This window comes from Leifsonia sp. TF02-11, assembly GCF_017565305.1.
Classification (GTDB): domain Bacteria; phylum Actinomycetota; class Actinomycetes; order Actinomycetales; family Microbacteriaceae; genus Leifsonia.
The window spans coordinates 136,900-155,681 of the sequence record NZ_JAGEKP010000013.1 but is presented as its reverse complement, the minus strand read 5'-3'; the positions used below and the strand labels follow the sequence as shown (position 1 = coordinate 155,681).

Sequence of the window (18,782 nt, the reverse complement as noted above, 5' to 3'; positions counted from 1 at the left end):
TCAGCTCATCGTCCTGGCCAGCCCCAGATTGGGGATTCCGACCGTGTTCGTGACGGTCACCTGCTGCGAGGCGTCCGTCGCACTGGAGCGCACCGTCAGCGCGACTTGCACGGCAGCGATCGAGCGCAGAGTGGTGGGATCGGTGATGCCATTGGGCCCGGTGGGGATGGTGATCGCCGTGTTGTTCGTCTGGATGAACGTGAAAAGCTGCGTTCCCCCGCCGACGGTGTTCGGCACGACATAGGAGGCAATGGTCCGCGTGGAGGTGGGCGTCGTGGTCGAGGCCGGGAAGAGCCAGTAGCCGGCGGCGTTCTGGGACGCGGCCCACCGCTTCTCGATCAGGTTGCCGTTGGACACCGACAGCTCGATCATGACCGGCAGTTCGGACGATCCGTTGAGGTTGATGTAGGCGTAGATCCGGATCCTGTCGGCCATCGCGACTTCGAACGCCGGGTTGTTGAGCGACTGGCCCTGAACCGGGTTGTCGGTCCCTGCGCGGATAACCCGGGTGATCTCGTTGATCGCATTGGAGGCTTGCGCGGTGTTTCCATGTACGTCGCGACCGACCGCCATGGCCTGGATCGAACTGATGTACAACGACGACAGAATGGTGACGAAGATACCGAGAAGCCCGATAGCGACGATGAGCTCGACGAGCGTGATCCCACGTTCGTCACCGCGGATGCGCCGGACGGTGGCCGGGATCACGGCGTGGTCCTCGGGTCGAGCGTGAGGACGTTCGAGCTGTCCTTGACGATGGTCGTGCCGGTAACGGCCGTCATCCCGCTGTTGCCGACCTGGTTGGTCGTGGCCGTGTTGGTCGTGCCCTGATAGAGCTTCCAGGAGCCCCAGGGCAGCGCTAGCTTGAAGGTCGTGTTCGTAGAAGAGGCGACGACGCTGCCGAAGCTGTAGCTCATCGCTACCTGGCACCCAGGATTGCCACTGGCGGTTATGGCCGACTGCGCCACCGCGTTGATGTAGGCGCCGTTGGCGTTGTTCAGGACGACGGTGAAGACACCCATGCCGACCTGCGCGGGAGTGGGCGCGGACTGCCCCGGCTGGGCCGCGACCACCACCGGACGCTTACCCGTGTACGTGTTGGCGCCGACCGTCTTGCTCGGCCACGCCTGAGGGTCGATGGCGAGGCACGTCGCGGACGAGGAGACCGCCGGATTGATGTATTTGCCCGCCAGGACCGTGTAGCCGTCGATGAACGGGTGCCTGGCGATCGCCGAACCGGTGTAGGAGGTGACCGAGGGGCCGAAGCTGTTCAAGAACGAGAGGTCGAGCCCGCTCGGGAACAGGATCCCCGTGGTCGCACCCGCGTTGCTGGCGAGGGCCGTGGGGAAGAGACCCGCGTTGTCGAACTGGAACGACGCGGAGGCGGACGCACCAGCGCCGACGCCGATCGTCTGCGTGTCGGACCCGAGCATTACGTTGTCGGCCCCGATGTAGCCCGCCTTGCTCACCGTGACGTCGTATGTCCCCGGAGTCACCTTGAGGATGTAGCTGCAGCCTTGGATGTCCGTGTTCGACGGTGTGACCGTCAATGCCACAGCCGTGTTGCCGGGGACTCCCGGAGTCGGCGCCGCGTTGACGACGATGTCCTGCTTGTCCGCCCCTCCGACGCCGAAGACGTGGACGAGAATGGTGCCCTTTGTCGGGTCGTTGATGCGGCTCTTCGGTGCGAGCAGAGTGTCGGCGACGGCCGGCACGGCCGAGTTGCGCATGCCGTCCCAGGTGACCTTGACGGTCACCCGTTTGTAGAGGAGAGTCGCGCCCGCTCCGTTCGCGCCGCAGGCGTTGTTACCGCCGCTGGACGTGACCCAATTGGTGGTGCGGGTGAGGTGGTAGGTCACACCGCCGACGACGGTGTTCGTCGGACCGGCGGTGTCGTTGACGCTGAAGACGTCCTTGACGGACCGCATGAGATCGATCTGCGAGGCCGCGAGATTCAACGCGGTCTCACGGTTGCGCGAGTCACGCACGTTGACGAGACTTGCGGTCACCCCTGCGGCGATCCCGACGGAGATGATCCCGAAGATCGTCATCGCGACCAGGATCTCGATCAGGGTGAGGCCGGACTCGCTGCGTGCGATGGGGCTCAATCGGTGGCAGAAACTGCGGAAGACGTTCATGGGTTCACCTCCCTCGTTCGGGTTCGGGTTGGTGGTAGTTCGGGAACGAGCGGTGCGGAGTCCGAAGGGATCCCGCACCGCTCGTTCCCGGGGACGGCACTCAGCAGCCGTTGGGCTTGCTGTCCGTCACACCGCTGGAGTCGGTGACGTAGAACTTCTTGTTCGAGTCGCTCGCGGCGGGAGCGACGAGGCAGAACGCAGTCGCTCCGGCGGCGGGGGCGCTCGGGCTGTAGGCAATTGAAGAAGTGTTCGACCCCTGGGTGAACCCGTACTTGCCGAGACCGGTGTTGTCCGACGCCGTGTTCAGCATACTGCCGGCCGGGAACGAGCCGTTGTCGGTCTGATACGCGATGACCGCGGTTTTCGCGTTCGTGAGGTCGGACTTGACCCCAGAGTCCTTCGAGCTGTTTTGGATACCCAGGTAGACGGGAATTGCGATCGCGGCGAGGATGCCGATGATGATGACGACGACGAGGAGCTCGATCAGGGTGAAGCCCTTCTCGCCATCCTCCAGGAGGCCCTTGCGGCGAGCGTTGAGCTTGCCCATGAGTCGGAAGTACATTGCAGTGTCCATTCGGTCGGGTGGATGCGGGTCGCGGATGGGAGCGAGGACCCGTCCGTTGGCTTGATGGTATTTCCGAGGATTTTTTCGGCAGAATCCCACAAAAGGGGGCTTTTTCTTTGATATGGCACCCCAGTTCTGGGGAGCCCCCATACAGGGGACGGTCAGGTGTGAACGGTCACTTGACGAGGCTGGAGATCTGGAATATCGGCATGTAGAGTGCGACCACCATGCCGCCGATCACGACGCCGAGGAAGGCGATCATCAGCGGCTCGATCATGGCCGTCAGCTGCTCGGTGGCGGCTTCGACCTCCTGATCGTAGAAGTCGGCGATCTTGGTCAGCATGAGTTCCAGCGAGCCGGAGTCCTCCCCTACCGCGATCATCTGGATCACCATGCTCGGGAAGACGGGCTGCTCAGCGAGCGGGCCTGCGATCGATTCACCTTGCCGGACCGAATCGGCTACCTTGACCAAAGCACTCTCGATCACCCAGTTGCCTGACGTCTCGCCGACGATCTTCAACGCCTGCAAGATCGGAACGCCCGCGCTGATCATGTTCGCGAAGTTGCGGCTGAACCGCGCCACGGCGATCTTCTTCATCAGGGGTCCGAAAACTGGGAGCTTCAGCTTGATCGGGTCCACGCGCATGCGGACCTTTTCGGTGTGCTTATTCCGTGTCCACCAGACCGCACCGACGATCGACAGAACAACAAGGAGCGGCACCGCCCAGACCATCGCATGCGAGAGTTCCACGAGGATTTGTGTGGGAAGCGGCAACGTGCCCCCCAGGCCCTTGAACATGTTCTCGAACACAGGGACGATGAACAGCAGCATCGCGACGACCGCGACCAGCGACAGGCACAGCACGATCACCGGGTAGGTCAGCGCCGACTTGATGGTGCCGCGGAGCTTGACCTCCTTCTCGAAGTTCGTCGCGACCGACTCGAGCGAGCTGTCGAGGAACCCGCCGGTCTCTCCCGCACGCACCATGTTGATCATGAGCGGCGGGAAGGCGTCAGCATGCTTGCGCATCGCGTCGGAGATGGCGATTCCCGACTCCACATCGTCGCGGACTTTCGCCATGATCACCGCGAGCTTCTTGTTCTCAGTCTGCTCGGCGACGATGTTGAGCGTGCGGAGGATGGAGAGACCCGAGCCGATCATGGTGGCCATCTGCCGACTCATGATGGCCAGATCCTTAAGCTTGACTCCGCTGCCGAAGCCGAAGTTGATCTCCCGGTCGAGGCCGGTGCCTTCGGGGGCCTCCTCTATCGAGATGGGCGAGAGGCCCATGGTCCTCAGGCGCGCGGCGGCGGAGCCCTCGCCCGGAGCATCGAGCTTGCCTTTGACCACCTTGCCTTCGGCCGTGCGGCCGCGATAGGCGTACGTCGTCGACGAGGCCATCTACCTCACCACTCCCGAGTAGCTGTCGCCGAAATCCGGACCGCTGGCCGCCATCGCCCGCGCCGACGCTTCGGTGGGCGACTCCACGCGCTGGATGAGACGGTGGATGCTCTCCACGTCATGAGCTTTGTCGAGCGCGGCCTTGTGCGTGATCACGCCCGAGTTGACCAGCTCCGCCAGATGCTGGTCCATCGTGTGCATCCCGTCGCCGCGACCCGCCTGCATCGCCGAGGCGATCTGGTAGGTCTTGCCCTCGCGGATGAGGTTCGCAATGGCGGGCGTCATCATCAGCACCTCCGTCGCAACGACACGGCCTTTGCCGGACGCGCGCTTGACGAGGGTCTGGCAGACGACACCCTGCAGCGTGCCGGCCAGCTGTGCGCGGACCTGGTCCTGCTGGTGGGGCGGGAAGACGTCGATCACGCGGTCGATGGTCTGGGGAGCATCCTGGGTGTGCAGGGTGGCGAACACGAGGTGACCGGTCTCCGCCGCGGTCAGAGCGACAGAGATGGTCTCCAGGTCGCGGAGCTCACCGATCAGGATCACGTCCGGGTCCTGGCGGAGGACATGCTTGAGCGCGTTGTTGAAGCTGTGGGTATCGTGGCCGACCTCGCGCTGGTTGACGATCGACTTCTTGTGGGTGTGCATGAACTCGATCGGGTCTTCGACCGTGACGATGTGGTCGGCGCGCGTCGAGTTCACCAGGTCGATCAGGGCGGCGAGGGTCGTCGACTTCCCCGAACCGGTGGGTCCGGTCACCAGCACGAGTCCGCGTGGCAGGCCGGCGAAGCCGCCGATGGCCTCCGGCACGCCCAACTCGCGTAGCTGCTTGATCTCGGTGGGGATCAGACGGAAGGCTGCGCCGACCGACCCGCGCTGCTGGTAGAAGTTGACGCGGAAGCGGGAGTTCGCCGAGATCGTGAATGCGAAGTCCAGCTCGAGCTCCCGCTTGAAGATCTCGGCCTGTCGCTCGGTGAGCAGGCTGTACAGTGCGGCCAGCGTGCGTTCGTGTCCCCATGGCTCGGACGCGATGGCCGGAGTGAGGGAGCCGTCGATGCGCACCATGGGCGCCGCTCCGACGGTCACGTGAAGGTCGGACGCGCGCTGCAGCACCACCTCCCGGAGCGCGGCGATCAGGTCAGGGTCCGCCCTCGCGAGTGCGTCCCGTTCGGCGGGAGTGAGGGTGGCGGTGTCCTCGGCGAAGACGGGCGCCGCAACGGCGGGGCCCGTCGGGGCGACCGGCTCGGCGGCGCGGCGGCCTTCTGGCACCAGGCGCGTCGCGGGGCCGGAGTGATCGTCGAGCGAATAGACGACCTGGCCGGTCGGCGGAGGAACGGGAGCCGCATAGTCGACCGACGCGGACACGGGCGCCGCATAGTCGACCGACGCGGACGCGGACGCCGCAGAGTCGACCGACGCGGACGCGGACGCCGCATAGTCGACCGACGCGGACGCAGGCGCCGAGTAATCGATCGGCGATGATGTCGGCGCCGAGTAATCGATCGGCGCGGGGACGGCGGCGGGCGGGACGAGAGGCTCCGTGAGCGCCGGGTAGGCCTCCGTCGCCGGGTATGCCGGGTGGGTGTCCGCCGGCGACTCCCAGCGTGGCGGCGTCAACGGCACGCCGGGACCCGGTGCCCAGCCGTCCGCCGTCGCGCCATGCGGCGTGACGGGGATCTCGTAGAGGGGCTTCGCCACCGGCGGCGGGAAGCCGCCCCAGCTCTGGTCGTTCCCGTCGGTCATGGGCCCTCCTTCGTCACTTCACTCGGGGTCGTCCTGGTCACGCCACCACCCGCAGAATCTCTTCGACGGATGTCATCCCGCGCACGGCCTTCTCCCAGCCGTCTTCGCGGAGCGTCAGCATCCCCTGCTCGCGCGCGGTGCGCCCGATCTCAGCGCTCGAGGCGCGTTCCACAGCCAGACGCTCGATGTCCTCGGTCACGGCCATCACCTCGTGAACGGCGATGCGACCCCGATAACCCGTGTTCGAGCAGGAGGGGCAGCCCACGGGGACGAACAGCTGCGGCAGAGGCTGTTGCGCGGACACGGGGAAACGGAGTCGGGCGAGGTCGTCGACGGAATACGCCCCCGGCTGCTTGCACCGCTCGCACAGACGACGCGCGAGGCGCTGGGCGACCACGCAGTCGAGGGCGGAGCCGACGAGGAAGGGCTCGATGTCCATCTCGGTCAGGCGGGTGACGGCGCTGGGGGCGTCGTTGGTGTGCAGGGTGGAGAGCACCAGGTGGCCGGTCAGCGACGCCTCGATCGCGATCTGCGCGGTCTCGTGGTCGCGGATCTCGCCCAGCAGCACCACGTCGGGGTCGCTGCGGAGGATGCTGCGCAGCGCGCTCGCGAACGTCAGGCCCGCCTTGGGGTTGACCTGCACCTGGTTGATGCCCGCCATCCGGTACTCGACCGGGTCCTCGACGGTGATCACGTTGATCTCGGGGCGGGCCACCGCGTTGAGCGTCGTGTACAGCGTGGTCGACTTGCCCGAACCGGTCGGGCCGGTGACCAGGATCATCCCGTACGGCTTCGAGTACGACGCCCGATAGGTCTCGAAGTTGCGCTCGAGCAGGTTGAGGTCGGTGAGCGTCATCCCGGTGTTCGTGTTGTCCAGGATGCGCATGACGACCTTCTCGCCCCACACCGTCGGCAGGGTCGCGACGCGGAGGTCGATCTGGCGGCCGCCGTGGACCACCGACATGCGGCCGTCCTGCGGCTTGCGACGCTCGGCGATGTCGATGTCGCTCATGATCTTGAGGCGGGAGATCACGCCGTTCTGGATCGCCTTCGGCGCGCTCTGCATCGCGTGCAGCACGCCGTCGATGCGGTACCGCACCCGCACGTCGTGCTCGGCCGGCTCGATGTGGATGTCGGAGGCGTGGTCCTGGATGGCCTGGCTCACGAGCAGGTTCACGAAACGCACGATCGGTGCTTCGTCGTCGGCCTCGGTCACGGCGCTCTGGTCTTCGACGGGGGCGGACTCCTCCTCCAGCGTGCTGGTGAGGTCGCTGAGCTCGTCGTCGGCGCGGATGTAGCGGTCGATCGCGGTCAGGAGGTCGGCCTCGTCGGCGACGACTGCGGTGACGCCCATGTGCGCGGCGGCGCGCACGTCGTCGAGCGCGAAGACGTTGCCGGGGTCGGCCATCGCCAGGACCACCGAACCGGCGGAGGTCCCGATCGGGAGGACGGTGTGCCGGCGGCAGATCGCGCCGGGGATCAGGCCGACCGCCGCGCGGTCGACCGGGTAGTCGGCGAGCTCGACGAACGGCAGGCCGGACTGCGCCGCGCGGGCGCGCGCGAGCTGCCCGGCGGTGATCGCCCCGCGGCTCAACAGCTCGCGGACGACGGCCTCGTCGGCGCTCGGCTCGGTCTCGACACGGTCCAGGTACTCGATGGGGAGATGGCCGTGCAGAATCAGGATCTCGGTCATGGACGCCACAAGGGACCTCCTCGGATAGAAGTCCTGTCGCTTCGGGTGACGACAGGGCACCGCCGTCGCCCGGGCGAGACTCCGGGCGGGGCGAAGCTTTGTCACCGTATCCGCCGCCGCGACATGCGGAACAGCCCCGCGTGCGGGTGCCCCACGCGCGGGGGCCAGCGCCGTGCAGCCATCACTTCCTCACTTCCTCCCGCCCGCAGCCCGCGTTTTGCGGGAGAAAGTGAGGAAGCGATGGTCAGCGGCGGCGGATGTCTCCGCGGCGGCTGGCGAGATAGACGAGGATGCCGCCGAGCACGGCGCAGCCCATGGTCGTCAGCCAGAACGGGAGGGTTCCTGCGGCGTTACCGGTGGTCGCCTGGACGATACCCACAACGAAGCTCACGACGGCCACCACGAGCGCGACGCCGGCGAAACCCAGCATCGAGCGGCCGACCGTGTCCGTGTACTCCAGAAGCCTCCACACGGTTCTATTGTCGCGCACCGCGACGCCTGCAACGACGAAGGCCCCCGGCATATGCCGGGGGCCTTCGTGATACGGACTACCTCAACGTTAGTTGTAGGTACCCGGGGTGTAGTCGTCCGAGCTGAAGCTGTCGAAGTCGACGAAGCTCAGGTCGTTCTCGCTGAACGCGGAGTCGTCGGCGAAGATGCGGTTGGGGTACCGCTCCGCCTTGGCCTCCTCGGTCGCCTCCACCGAGACGTTCCGGTAGCGGGACAGACCCGTTCCGGCCGGGATGAGCTTACCGATGATGACGTTCTCCTTGAGACCGATCAGCGGGTCGGACTTGCCCTCCATGGCCGCCTGCGTCAGGACGCGGGTGGTCTCCTGGAAGGACGCGGCCGACAGCCACGACTCGGTCGCCAGCGAGGCCTTGGTGATACCCATGACCTCCTGACGGGCGGACGCCGTCTTCTTGCCCTCGGTCAGCGCAGCGCGGTTGATCTCGTTGTACCGCGAACGGTCGACGAGCTCGCCCGGCAGCAGCTCCGTGTCACCGTGGTCGACCACGGTCACCTTGCGGAGCATCTGGCGGACGATGACCTCGATGTGCTTGTCGTGGATCGGGACACCCTGCGAGCGGTAGACGCCCTGCACGCCGCCCACCAGGTGCTTCTGCACCTCGCGGACGCCCTTGACCCGGAGGACTTCCTTCGGGTCGACGGTGCCGACGATCAGCTGCTGGCCGAGCTCGACGCGCTGGCCGTCCTCCACCAGGAGGGTCGAGCGCTTCAGCACCGGGTAGACGTGCGGCTCGTCGCCGTTGTCCGGGGTCAGGATGACCTTGCGGGACTTGTCCGTCTCCTCGATGACGATGCGGCCGGCAGCCTCGGCGATCGGGGACGCACCCTTGGGGGTACGGGCCTCGAAGAGCTCCTGGACGCGCGGCAGACCCTGGGTGATGTCGTCCGCGGAGGCCGAACCACCGGTGTGGAAGGTACGCATCGTCAGCTGCGTTCCGGGCTCACCGATCGACTGGGCGGCGATGATGCCGACCGCCTCGCCGATGTCGACGAGCTTGCCGGTCGCGAGCGAACGGCCGTAGCAGGCGGCGCAGACGCCGACCGCCGACTCACAGGTGAGCACCGAGCGGACCTTGATGTCGGTCACGCCGGCGGCCACCAGCTTGTCGATGAGCACGTCGCCCACGTCTTCGCCGGCCTTCGCCACGACGGAACCGTCGGTTCCGACCGCGTCGGCGGCGAGGGTACGCGCGAACACGGAGTTCTCGACGTTCGGGTCGCGGGTGAGCACGCCGTCGGCGTCCACGGTCGCGATCGGGAGGTCGAGGCCCTTGGTCGTGCCGCAGTCGTCCTCGCGGATGATGACATCCTGCGAGACGTCCACCAGACGACGGGTCAGGTAGCCCGAGTCGGCCGTACGGAGTGCCGTGTCGGCCAGACCCTTACGGGCACCGTGCGTCGCGATGAAGTACTCCGCAACCGACAGCCCCTCGCGGTACGAGGAGATGATCGGGCGCGGGATGATCTCACCCTTCGGGTTGTTCACCAGACCACGCATACCGGCGATGTTGCGCACCTGCAGCCAGTTACCACGGGCACCCGACGTCACCATGCGGTTGATGGTGTTGTCGGCCGGGAAGTTGGCGCGCATGGCCTCGGCCACCTCGTTGGTCGCCTCGGTCCAGATCTTCACCAGCTCCTGGCGACGCTCGAGGTCGGTCGTGAGACCCTTCTCGAACTCGGCGGTGATCTTGGCGGCCTTCTTCTCGTAGCCGGCCACGATCTGCGCCTTGTTCGGCGGGGTCAGGATGTCGCTCAGCGACACCGTGACGCCCGAGCGGGTGCCCCAGTAGAAGCCGGCGTCCTTGATCCGGTCGAGTGCGGCGGCGACCTCCACCTTCGGGTACCGCTCGGCGAGGGCGTTGACGATCGACGAGATCTGGCCCTTGTCGGCGACAGCCTCCACGTAGGGGTAGTCCGCCGGCAGCGCCTCGTTGAAGAGGGCGCGGCCGAGGGTGGTCTCCACGATCGCGGTGGTGGGCTGCGTCCCGGTGTCGGCCGCGTCGGACGGCACGTAGTCGTTCAGACGGATCTTCACCTTGGCGTTCAGGTGCAGCGTGCCCTGGTCCTTCGCGAGGATCGCCTCGGAGACCGAGGAGAACGCGCGACCCTCGCCCACGGCGCCCTCGCGGACGGTGGTGAGGTGGTGCAGACCGATGATCATGTCCTGCGAGGGCAGGGTGACCGGGCGGCCGTCGGACGGCTTCAGGATGTTGTTCGAGGCGAGCATCAGGATGCGGGCCTCGGCCTGGGCCTCCACCGACAGCGGGAGGTGCACGGCCATCTGGTCGCCGTCGAAGTCCGCGTTGAAGGCGGCGCAAACCAGCGGGTGGAGCTGGATGGCCTTGCCCTCGACGAGCTGCGGCTCGAACGCCTGGATGCCGAGACGGTGCAGGGTGGGAGCGCGGTTCAGGAGGACGGGGCGCTCGCGGATGATCTCCTCGAGGACGTCCCAGACCTGCGGGCGCGAACGCTCCACCATGCGCTTGGCGGCCTTGATGTTCTGAGCGTGGCTCAGGTCGATCAGGCGCTTGATCACGAACGGCTTGAACAGCTCCAGCGCCATCTGCTTGGGCAGACCGCACTGGTGCAGCTTCAGCTGCGGACCGACGATGATGACCGAACGGCCCGAGTAGTCCACGCGCTTGCCGAGCAGGTTCTGGCGGAACCGGCCCTGCTTGCCCTTCAGCATGTCGCTGAGGGACTTGAGCGCGCGGTTGCCGGTGCCCGTGACCGGGCGGCCGCGGCGGCCGTTGTCGAACAGCGCGTCGACGGCCTCCTGGAGCATGCGCTTCTCGTTGTTCACGATGATCTCGGGCGCACCGAGGTCGAGCAGGCGGCGCAGACGGTTGTTGCGGTTGATCACGCGACGGTAGAGGTCGTTCAGGTCGGAGGTCGCGAAGCGGCCGCCGTCGAGCTGGACCATCGGGCGCAGCTCCGGCGGGATGACCGGGACGACGTCGAGGACCATCGCGGCCGGCGAGTTGCCGGTCGCCAGGAACGACGAAACCACGCGCAGGCGCTTGATGGCGCGGATCTTCTTCTGGCCCTTGCCGGTGGCGATCTGCTCGCGGAGCAGCTCGGCCTCGGCGTTCAGGTCGAAGGACTGCAGGCGGCGCTTGATCGCCTCGGCGCCCATGAAGGCCTCGAAGTACAGGCCGTAGCGGTCGACGAGCTCGTTGAAGTCCGCGTCCTCCGGCTTGAGGTCGCCGACCTTGAGGGTGCGGAAGGACTCCCACACGCGCTCGAGCCGGGCGATGTCCTCGTCGTAGGACTTGCGGATCTGGCCCATCTCCTTCTCGGAGGTGTCCTTGACGCGACGCTTCTGGTCGGCCTTGGCACCTTCCTCCTCGAGGGCGGCGAGATCGGTCTCGAGGCGCTGCAGACGCTCGGCGACGCGGGCATCGCGCTGGTCGGACAGCGTCTTGATCTCCAGGCGCAGCTCGTTCTCGAGGCCGGGGAGGTCGGCGTGACGGCCGTCCTCGTCGACCTCGATCACCATGTACGCGGCGAAGTAGATGACCTTCTCGAGGTCCTTCGGCGCCATGTCGAGCAGGTAGCCGAGGCGGCTGGGCACACCCTTGAAGTACCAGATGTGCGTGACCGGCGCGGCCAGCTCGATGTGGCCCATGCGCTCGCGGCGCACGGAGGACTTGGTGACCTCCACGCCACAGCGCTCGCACACGATGCCCTTGAAGCGGACGCGCTTGTACTTGCCGCACGAGCACTCCCAGTCGCGGGACGGTCCGAAGATCTGCTCTCCGAACAGGCCGTCCTTCTCGGGCTTCAGCGTGCGGTAGTTGATCGTCTCGGGCTTCTTGACCTCGCCGTAGCTCCAGCGACGGATGTCGTCAGCGGTGGCCAGGCCGATACGCAGCTCGTCAAATGTTGTCGATTCGAGCAATGTTTAACTCTCTCCTAGAAAGATTCGTCAGTTGGGTCTGGCTGGCGCTTAGATCTCGTCGATCGACGACGACTCGAAGCGCGAGGAGATGTTGATGCCGAGCTCCTCCGCAGCGCGGAAGGCCTCGTCGTCGGCGTCGCGCAGGCTGACCGCCTGGCCGTCGGCCGAGAGGACCTCCACGTTCAGGCAGAGCGACTGCATCTCCTTGATGAGGACCTTGAAGGACTCCGGGATGCCCGGCTCCTGGATGTTCTCACCCTTGACGATGGCCTCGTAGACCTTGACGCGACCGAGGATGTCATCCGACTTGATGGTCAGGAGCTCCTGGAGCGCGTACGCGGCTCCATAGGCCTCGAGGGCCCACACCTCCATCTCACCGAAGCGCTGACCACCGAACTGCGCCTTACCACCGAGCGGCTGCTGGGTGATCATCGAGTACGGGCCGGTCGAACGCGCGTGGATCTTGTCGTCGACCAGGTGGTGCAGCTTCAGGATGTACATGTAGCCGACCGACACCGGGTCGGGGTAGGGCTCGCCGGAACGGCCGTCGAACAGCTGCGTCTTTCCGGACGAGCCGATCAGGCGGTCGCCGTCGCGCGTCGGGAGCGTCGAGTCGAGCAGACCCGCGATCTCCTCCTCCTTGGCACCGTCGAACACCGGGGTCGCGACCTTGGTGTTCGGTGCGGCGCTGTGCGCGGCCTCGGGGAGGTCGGCGGCCCACTTGGGCTTGCCGGAGATCTCCCAGCCGTTCTTCGCGATCCAGCCGAGGTGGATCTCGAGGACCTGGCCGAAGTTCATTCGACCGGGCACGCCCAGCGGGTTGAGGATGACGTCGACCGGCGTGCCGTCCGCGAGGAACGGCATGTCCTCGACCGGGAGGATCTTCGAGATGACGCCCTTGTTGCCGTGACGGCCGGCGAGCTTGTCACCCGCGGTGATCTTGCGCTTCTGGGCGATGTAGACCACGACACGCTGGTTCACGCCGGAGCCGAGCTCGTCGTCGCCGTCCTGCGCGTCGAAGACCTTGACACCGATGATGGTGCCCTCCTCGCCGTGCGGGACCTTGAGGGAGGTGTCGCGCACCTCGCGGCTCTTCTCGTTGAAGATCGCGCGGAGCAGGCGCTCCTCGGCCGACAGCTCGGTCTCGCCCTTCGGCGTGACCTTGCCGACGAGGATGTCGCCGGGGCGCACCTCGGCGCCGATGCGGATGATGCCGCGCTCGTCGAGGTCGGCCAGGAGGTCCGGGCTGACGTTCGGCAGGTCGCGGGTGATCTCCTCCTTGCCCAGCTTGGTGTCGCGGGCGTCGACCTCGTACTCCTCGATGTGGATCGAGGAGAGGGTGTCGTCCTTCACCAGGTTCTGGCTGAGGATGATCGCGTCCTCGAAGTTGTGACCCTCCCACGGCATGAACGCCACGAGCAGGTTCTTGCCGAGGGCGAGCTCGCCGTTCTCGGTGGCAGGGCCGTCTGCGACGACCTCGCCCGCCTCGATCCGGTCGCCCTCGTCGACGACCACGCGGTGGTTGTACGAGGTGCCCTGGTTGGAGCGGTCGAACTTGCGCAGGTAGTAGGTCTTGATCGTGCCGTCGTCCGCCTGGACGGTGACGGCGTCGGCCGAGACCTCGGAGACAACGCCGGACTTCTCGGCGGTGACCACGTCACCGGCGTCGATGGCCGCGTAGCCCTCCATACCGGTACCGACGACCGGGCTCTCCGAGCGGAGCAGCGGCACCGCCTGGCGCTGCATGTTCGCACCCATGAGGGCTCGGTTGGCGTCGTCGTGCTCGAGGAACGGGATCAGGGAGGTACCCACCGACACCATCTGGCGCGGGGAGACGTCCATGTAGCCGATCTCGTCTGCGGGGATCAGGTCGACCTCGCCGCCCTTCTGGCGGGCGAGCACGCGCTCCTCGACGAAGTGGCCGTTCGCGTCGAGCGGGGCGTTGGCCTGCGCGACGACGAAGTCGTCCTCCTCGGAAGCGGTGAGGTAGTCGATTTGCTCGGTCACGCGACCGTCGACGACCTTGCGGTACGGGGTCTCGATGAAGCCGAACGAGTTGATCCGCGCGAACGACGCGAGCGAGCCGATCAGACCGATGTTCGGGCCTTCCGGGGTCTCGATCGGGCACATGCGGCCGTAGTGCGAGGGGTGGACGTCACGGACCTCGACGCCCGCGCGCTCACGGCTCAGACCACCGGGGCCGAGCGCCGAGAGGCGGCGCTTGTGGGTCAGACCCGCGAGCGGGTTGTTCTGGTCCATGAACTGCGACAGCTGCGACGTTCCGAAGAACTCCTTGATCGCGGCGACGACGGGTCGCACGTTGATCAGGGTCTGCGGGGTGATCGCCTCGATGTCCTGCGTGGTCATGCGCTCGCGGACGACGCGCTCCATGCGGCTCAGGCCCGTGCGGACCTGGTTCTGGATGAGCTCGCCGACGGCGCGGATGCGACGGTTGCCGAAGTGGTCGATGTCGTCGGTGTCGAGACGGATGTCGGTCTCGACGCCGTTACGCAGGCCCTTGAAGGTGGTCTGGCCGTCGTGCAGGGCGACCAGGTACTTGATCGTCGCGAGGATGTCCTGGACGGTCAGCACGGAGTCCGTCAGCGGGGCCTCCAGGCCGAGCTTGCGGTTGATCTTGTACCGGCCGACCTTGGCGAGGTCGTAGCGCTTCGGGTTGAAGTAGAAGTTGTCCAGCAGCGCACGCGCGGCCTCTGCGGCGACCTGCTCGCCCGGACGCAGCTTGCGGTAGATGTCCTTCAGCGCCTCCTCCTTGGTGAGGATGGCGTCCTTCTCGAGGGTCAGCTCGATCGACTGGTAGCCGGCGAACTCGCTGAGGATCTCCTCGCTGGTGAGGCCGAGGGCCTTCAGGAAGACGGTGACCGACTGCTTGCGCTTGCGGTCGATGCGGACACCGACCTGGTCGCGCTTGTCGATCTCGAACTCGAGCCACGCGCCGCGGCTCGGGATGACGCGCGCCGAGTAGATGTCCTTGTCGGACGTCTTGTCGGCTGCGGCCTCGAAGTAGACGCCCGGCGAGCGGACGAGCTGCGAGACGACGACACGCTCGGTGCCGTTGATGATGAAGGTGCCCTTCTCGGTCATGAGCGGGAAGTCGCCCATGAAGACCGTCTGGGTCTTGATCTCACCCGTGAGGTGGTTCATGAACTCGGCCTCGACGTAGAGCGGGGCCGCGTAGGTCTTGCCCTTCTCCTTGCACTCGTCGATCGAGTACTTCTTCTCTTCGAGGAACGGGTTCGTGAACGAGAGCTGCATGGTCTCGCCGAGGTCCTCGATGGGAGAGATCTCTTCGAAGATCTCCTCGAGGCCCGTGTTGGCGGGCAGATCCTGACGACCCTGGGCCTCGGCCTCGGCGACGCGTGCCTTCCACGCGTCGTTTCCGACCAGCCAGTCGAAGCTCTCCGTCTGCAGTGCGAGCAGATCGGGAACGGTGAGGGTGTCCGTGATCTTGGCGAACGAGAGACGAGATGCGGCTCGTCCGTTCTTGGGTGTCTTGTCGGTGTTGGTTGCGTTGCGCGCAGCAGCCAAGGAAATAACCTCCGTGGGCCCCGTCGGGCCAGTTACTGTCGGTCGAGATGTGGTGTTATGAGGGACGAGGACTCCCAGACACGTCGCGCGGCGCCGTATCTGACCCGGTGAACCGGGCCCAGACGCGTGCGTGGAAAGTCAGAGCCGACCGCAATATGAAGGCAAGGGTGTGCGCTGGGAGCGCAAAGAACCACTATATGTCAAACTGACGCGCCGTGTCCAGTCTTTTCTTGACCCGGGCCGCAGTCTCGGTGTATAACCGCGCGGACGCCCCGATATTCCCGGATCTGCGCGGGCGATTCTCTGGGTGGATTGCCAGGCTAGCGCAGGCGCGGCGGGAGGGAGTCGACCGTCGCGAAGACGGCCTCCTCGCGCGACCGCGGCTCCCAGCCGAGCAGGCTCCTCGCCTTGTGCGAGGAGCCGTTGCGATAGACGCCGATGTCGGCCAGTGAGCCGCGGACGCGCCGGCTGAACGGGGCGGCTGCCGTGACCACCCAGGTCGGCATCACGCCGGTGCGCACCCGGTCGCCGGCAGGCGAGCCGAGGTGGCCGCGGATCAGCAGCGCGAGCTCCGGGGCGCTCAGGGCATCCCCCGCCGTCGCGAGGAACCGCTCGCCCGCGGCTTCGGGACGGGTCATCGCGAGCAGGTGCAGGCCGGCCACATCGCGCACGTCGACGACGCCGAAGTACACGTCGGGCAGGCGCGGGAGGCGGCCCTCCTTCACGAGCTTGACCAGCTCGACGGAGCTGGAGTAGTCGGGGCCGAGCACCGGGCCGAGGATGCCGACCGGATTGACGGTGGCGAGCTGGAGGTCTGCACCCTCCTTCTCGACGAAATCCCAGGCGGCCCGCTCGGCCAGCGTCTTGGAGCGGACGTAGGCGCTGATCGGGCGGCCGCTGTCGAGCTCGGTCCAGTCGACCTCCGTGAACGGGCGCTTCGTGGGCGCGTGACCGTAGCCGATCGCGGCGAACGACGAGGTGAGGACGACCCGCTCCACCCCCGCGTCGCGAGCGGCGCGAAGCACCCGCAGAGCACCCTCCCTGGCCGGGCGCACCAGCTCGTCGGGATCCTTCGGCTCGGTCATCGGGAACGGGGAGGCGACGTGCAGCACGTACCGGCAGCCGGCGACCGCGTCCGCCCAGCCGGCGTCGTCGAGGAGGTCGGCGACGGCGAACTCCAGGCGGTCGCCGGCATCCGGGAGGCCGCCCGCCGCCAACTGCGAGCGCACGTCCGCCGCGCGCTGCGGCGATCGGACGGTGGTGCGGACGTCGTAGCCCGCCTCCAGCGCCGCGAGCACGCAGTGCGCCCCGACGAAACCCGACCCGCCCGTCACCAGCACCCGATCCGCCATGGCCACATCCTCCTCCGCCACATCCTCCTCCACCGCAGTCGCCGGGCACAGGGGGACGGGTCAGGAACGGACGAGCGCGATGGCCTGGGCACGGGACTGGACCCCGAGCTTGGCGAAGATGGCGTTGATGTGGGTCTTGACCGTGGCGGTGCCGACGAAGAGGGTGCCAGCGATCTCGCCGTTGCTGAGACCGTCGGCGACCAGGGCGAGCACCTCGGCCTCCCGCCTGGTGAGTGTCGGGAACCGGGCGACGAGGCCGTCCGGCCGATCGGCCGCGCCGGCGGGCACCGCCGAGGTCAGCGAGCCGATGATGCGGGCGCCGACCTCCGGGGCGAACGTGGACTGCCCGCGGGCGACGGCGCGCACGGCCGCGGCCAGCTCGGCACGGCCCGCGTCCTTCGTCAGGTAGCCGCGCGCGCCGGCGCGCAGCGCGGTGAGGATCGACTCGTCGTCGGCGAAGGTGGTCAGCACCAGCACGGCGACGCCGGGTGCGTCCCGCGTGATGCGTTCCGTCGCGCCGACGCCGTCGACCACCGGCATGCGCAGATCCATCAGCACGACGTCGGGACGTTCGGACACCGCGAGCGCCACGGCTTCCGCGCCGTCGGCGGCCGCACCGACGACCTCCACGTCGGGCAGGAGTCCGAGCACGGTGACCAGCCCGTCGCGGATGATCGCCTGGTCGTCCGCGACGACGACACGGATCGGGGACTCGGCGTCGGGGAGGGCGGCGCTCATGCCAGCCTCGCCTCGGCCGTCACCGTGAACCGGCCGTCCGCGGAAGACGCGGCGACGGAGCCGCCGAGCGGCAGCGCGGCGAAGCGCTCGCGCATCCCCTCGAGGCCGTGGCCTCCGCCGGAGACCGCGAGCTCGGAGACCGGGGCCGCCGCGACGCGCGAGGCGACCAGCGGAGAGGAGACGGTGAGCAGCACCCGCCCAGTCTGCCAGTCGAGCCCTGCGTCGACCGGAGCGCCGGGGGCGTGCTTGCGCGCGTTGCTCAGCGCCTCCTGCAGGGCGCGCTGCAACGCCGTCGCCTGACGCGCGCTCAGCGGCCGCGGTTCACCGGCCACGCAGAGGTCGGCCGTGCCGCCGAGCGTGCGGTGGGCGGCGACGAGGTCGTCGAGGGTGGCGCGGAAGTCGGCCGGGGTCACGGTCGCCTCCTCCGCCGTGCGGTCGGGATCGCGCAGAGCGGCGACGGCCCTGCGCGCCTCCGCCAGCCCGTCGGCCGCGAGGCCGCGCGCGACCACGACCCGGTCGCGCGCCGCTTCGGCGTCACCGGCCTCCAACAGCGCGTCGACCGCGTCGAGCTGGATGACGAGGCCGCCCAGGCTGTGCGCGAGCACGTCGTGCAGGTCGCGGGCGATGGCCACACGGGCGGCTTCCTCGCGCATCTCGAGGTCGCGCTCGCGCAGCAGCGCCGCCTGTTCCTCTGTGGTGCGGAACTGGCGCCGGCTCAGCCCGGCGAACGCGGCCAGCACGATGCCGGCCATCTCGCCGAGCACTGCGGTGACGGGCGACCCGAACGGCACGGCGCCGACGGCGACCAGCGCGGCGGAGGCCACAGCGACGGCCCCGCCCAGCTGCAGGGGTCGCTCGGGGTCGCCGATCAGGTACAGCACGGCCACGGCCGCGGGGACGATCGCGAGGCCGTCGGTGGCCGGCGCGACGAACGCGCCGGTGACCGCGGCGACGAGGCTCAGCACCAGGGCGGTGCGCCGGCCCCGACCGGCGAAGCTCATCGTCGAACGGAGGACCCACGCGGCGAGGGAGACGAACGCGACGACGAGCACCCACACCGGGCGGTCCTCGGTGTGGGTGCGCAGCAGCGACCAGCCGATGGCGGCGGCGCCGAGCAGGTTCAGTGTGAGGGCCAGCAGCCCCGGCCTGGTCCAGAAGTCCACGACACCA

General features: G+C 67.7%; 12 protein-coding genes. All 12 read right to left on the bottom strand.

Annotated elements, in window-relative coordinates; genetic code table 11:
• The 12 genes from JNB50_RS16410 to JNB50_RS16355 all read right to left on the bottom strand — a co-directional run bounded on the left by JNB50_RS16410 (position 1) and on the right by JNB50_RS16355 (position 18,775).
• The gene (locus JNB50_RS16410; RefSeq protein ID WP_208041251.1) at positions 1 to 708 is read right to left on the bottom strand and encodes a type II secretion system protein; all 708 of its coding nucleotides are present in this window, start codon (positions 706 to 708) and stop codon (positions 1 to 3) included.
• Positions 705 to 2,138 carry a prepilin-type N-terminal cleavage/methylation domain-containing protein gene (locus JNB50_RS16405; protein WP_208041250.1) on the bottom strand — a complete coding sequence of 478 codons (1,434 nt, stop codon included), beginning with the start codon at positions 2,136 to 2,138 and terminating at the stop codon, positions 705 to 707. Before JNB50_RS16405 ends, JNB50_RS16410 begins: the two co-directional genes overlap by 4 nt.
• Before the next feature lie 100 nt (positions 2,139 to 2,238).
• Entirely contained in the window at positions 2,239 to 2,700 is a 462-nt protein-coding gene (locus tag JNB50_RS25575; protein ID WP_208041249.1) for a type II secretion system protein, read from the bottom strand.
• Between the two features lie 178 nt (positions 2,701 to 2,878).
• Positions 2,879 to 4,105, bottom strand: a complete 1,227-nt coding sequence (locus tag JNB50_RS16395; protein ID WP_208041248.1) for a type II secretion system F family protein — start codon at positions 4,103 to 4,105, stop codon at positions 2,879 to 2,881.
• Positions 4,106 to 5,848, bottom strand: a complete 1,743-nt coding sequence (locus JNB50_RS16390) for a PilT/PilU family type 4a pilus ATPase (RefSeq protein ID WP_279554828.1) — start codon at positions 5,846 to 5,848, stop codon at positions 4,106 to 4,108.
• 37 nt (positions 5,849 to 5,885) lie between these two features.
• The gene (locus JNB50_RS16385; RefSeq protein ID WP_208041247.1) at positions 5,886 to 7,550 is read right to left on the bottom strand and encodes a GspE/PulE family protein; all 1,665 of its coding nucleotides are present in this window, start codon (positions 7,548 to 7,550) and stop codon (positions 5,886 to 5,888) included.
• Between the two features lie 235 nt (positions 7,551 to 7,785).
• Positions 7,786 to 8,031 (bottom strand): hypothetical protein, encoded by a 246-nt coding sequence (locus JNB50_RS16380; RefSeq protein WP_307794765.1) that lies wholly within the window; start codon positions 8,029 to 8,031, stop codon positions 7,786 to 7,788.
• A 69-nt stretch (positions 8,032 to 8,100) separates the two neighbouring features.
• A complete protein-coding gene (gene rpoC / locus JNB50_RS16375) occupies positions 8,101 to 11,976 on the bottom strand; it encodes a DNA-directed RNA polymerase subunit beta' (RefSeq protein ID WP_208041246.1) in 3,876 nt (1,291 codons plus the stop codon).
• 48 nt (positions 11,977 to 12,024) lie between these two features.
• A complete protein-coding gene (rpoB, locus tag JNB50_RS16370; protein ID WP_208041245.1) occupies positions 12,025 to 15,522 on the bottom strand; it encodes a DNA-directed RNA polymerase subunit beta in 3,498 nt (1,165 codons plus the stop codon).
• A gap of 320 nt (positions 15,523 to 15,842) precedes the next feature.
• Positions 15,843 to 16,874, bottom strand: coding sequence for an aldehyde reductase (locus JNB50_RS16365; RefSeq protein ID WP_208041244.1), 1,032 nt, complete (start codon positions 16,872 to 16,874; stop codon positions 15,843 to 15,845).
• A 60-nt stretch (positions 16,875 to 16,934) separates the two neighbouring features.
• A complete protein-coding gene (locus JNB50_RS16360; RefSeq protein WP_208041243.1) occupies positions 16,935 to 17,612 on the bottom strand; it encodes a response regulator transcription factor in 678 nt (225 codons plus the stop codon).
• Positions 17,609 to 18,775, bottom strand: coding sequence for a sensor histidine kinase (locus JNB50_RS16355; protein ID WP_208041242.1), 1,167 nt, complete (start codon positions 18,773 to 18,775; stop codon positions 17,609 to 17,611). Before JNB50_RS16355 ends, JNB50_RS16360 begins: the two co-directional genes overlap by 4 nt.
• Positions 18,776 to 18,782 lie beyond the last annotated feature (7 nt).

Coding starts and splice junctions, on each gene's coding strand:
- JNB50_RS16405 (WP_208041250.1), bottom strand. CDS start 2,138: ATGAACGTCTTCCGCAGTTTCTGCCACCGATTGAGCCCCATCGCACGC.
- JNB50_RS25575 (WP_208041249.1), bottom strand. CDS start 2,700: ATGTACTTCCGACTCATGGGCAAGCTCAACGCTCGCCGCAAGGGCCTC.
- JNB50_RS16395 (WP_208041248.1), bottom strand. CDS start 4,105: ATGGCCTCGTCGACGACGTACGCCTATCGCGGCCGCACGGCCGAAGGC.
- JNB50_RS16390 (WP_279554828.1), bottom strand. CDS start 5,848: ATGACCGACGGGAACGACCAGAGCTGGGGCGGCTTCCCGCCGCCGGTG.
- JNB50_RS16365 (WP_208041244.1), bottom strand. CDS start 16,874: ATGGCGGATCGGGTGCTGGTGACGGGCGGGTCGGGTTTCGTCGGGGCG.
- JNB50_RS16360 (WP_208041243.1), bottom strand. CDS start 17,612: ATGAGCGCCGCCCTCCCCGACGCCGAGTCCCCGATCCGTGTCGTCGTC.